This window comes from Natronospira elongata, from assembly GCF_034931365.1.
Lineage (GTDB): Bacteria > Pseudomonadota > Gammaproteobacteria > Natronospirales > Natronospiraceae > Natronospira > Natronospira elongata.
This window is the reverse complement of sequence record NZ_JAYGII010000089.1, coordinates 1-1,451: the sequence shown is the minus strand read 5'-3', so window position 1 is coordinate 1,451 and position 1,451 is coordinate 1. Positions and strand designations below refer to the sequence as shown.

Sequence of the window (1,451 nt, the reverse complement as noted above, 5' to 3'; positions counted from 1 at the left end):
GAACCTCAAGAACGTGATGTGCCGCAGCCTGATCAGCGTCGATTGGCAGGGCTATGTCTACGACTGCGACTTCAACCAGATGCTGGACATGGGCCTGGGGGGCCGGCGCACTCACCTGTCCGAGCTGCTGGATAGGGAGCTGCAAGGCAATCCCATTCGGGTGGCCGGGCATTGTTATGGCTGTACCGCCGGCCAGGGCTCCAGTTGCGGCGGGGCATTGAGCGAGGCTGAGGGAGAGGCCACCGCCGGCGGCTTCAAACTGGCGAAACAGGCCTGATCACGCTTAACATGGTGGCTTCCAAACCGGAGGAGCCACCATGTTCAAGGCATCACCCGATAGCATTCGCCGCTGGCTGCCGCGTGCGGGCTGGCTGTTGCTGGGGTTGGGGCTGCTGGCACTGCTTCTGCTGGCCGTGGCGGGCCCTGCCTACCGCCTGGAGTTGCTGGAGCTGGGCGAGGCCTTCGGCCTGTTCCGCTATGCCGCCTATATCGGCATCTTCACGGCGCTCATGGCCCTGGCGCCGCTGGGCCTGGCCCTGTATCTGGGTGGTGCCCGTCGCGCGGTGGTGCTGAGCCTGGTGGCCCTGCTGGCGGGCGCGCTCAGTGTGGCCATCCCCTACGGCTGGCGCGCCCAGGCCCAGTCCGTGCCCCCCATTCACGACATCACGACCGACACCGACGACCCGCCGGCCTTCCGCGCGATCGCGCCCCTGCGCGAGGATGCGCCCAATCCGGTGGCATATCCGGGCGAGGAGACCGCCGAACAGCAGCGGCAGGCCTATCCCGATCTGGAAACCCTGATGCTGGCGGTGGACCCGGAGACGGCCATGGACGCCTCGGTTACCGTGGCCCATGCCATGGGCTGGGAGCTGGTGGCCGTGGATGCCGCGGAAGGCCGCCTGGAAGGCACCGCCACCACGCGCTGGTTCGGCTTCGAGGACGATGTGGTCATACGTATCCAGGCCACTGGCGAGGGCAGTGCACTGGATATCCGCTCCAAGTCCCGGGTTGGCCGCTCGGATGTGGGCACCAACGCTGCCCGCATCCGCGAGTTCCGGGAGCGGCTACTGGATCTGCTCGGCGAGAACGGCTGACACGAAACCACCACCTGCGTTGAGGGGGAATGCGCGGATGGATCCGCGCCTGCAGCGGGGCATTGGAAAGGCCGGGACGCACCCGCCTGCCCCCGCAGCTTGCCCTCCATCAATTCATTTCGATATTATTGGAAATATGAAAATAACAGACGCCACCGAAGCCCTGTCCGCCCTGGCCCAACCCAGCCGCCTGAGCGTTTTCCGCTGGCTGGTACGCCAATACCCGGCCCGGGTGGCGGCCGGTGAGATCGGGCAGGCACTGGACATCGCCCCGGCCACCCTCTCCTTTCACCTGGCCACCCTGGAACGAGCTGGCCTCCTCCAGCACCAGCGCGAGGGTCGCAGCCGTCTGTACCT

General features: G+C 66.6%; 3 protein-coding genes. All 3 read left to right on the top strand.

All coding sequences use genetic code 11. The annotated features are described in order from the left end of the window. A partial coding sequence (locus VCB98_RS13845; RefSeq protein WP_346053536.1) for a DUF3641 domain-containing protein occupies positions 1–277 on the top strand: 277 nt, incomplete at its 5' end. 40 nt (positions 278–317) lie between these two features. After that, complete coding sequence (locus VCB98_RS13840) at positions 318–1,094, top strand: DUF1499 domain-containing protein (protein WP_346053534.1); 777 nt, start codon at positions 318–320, stop codon at positions 1,092–1,094. A 136-nt stretch (positions 1,095–1,230) separates the two neighbouring features. Continuing rightward, positions 1,231–1,451, top strand: a 221-nt coding sequence (locus VCB98_RS13835; RefSeq protein ID WP_346053532.1) for an ArsR/SmtB family transcription factor, incomplete at its 3' end; no start/stop codon positions are given.

What these genes read in the sequence shown, in the direction of transcription:
- VCB98_RS13840 (WP_346053534.1), top strand. Translation starts at nt 318, where the DNA reads ATGTTCAAGGCATCACCCGATAGCATTCGCCGCTGGCTGCCGCGTGCG.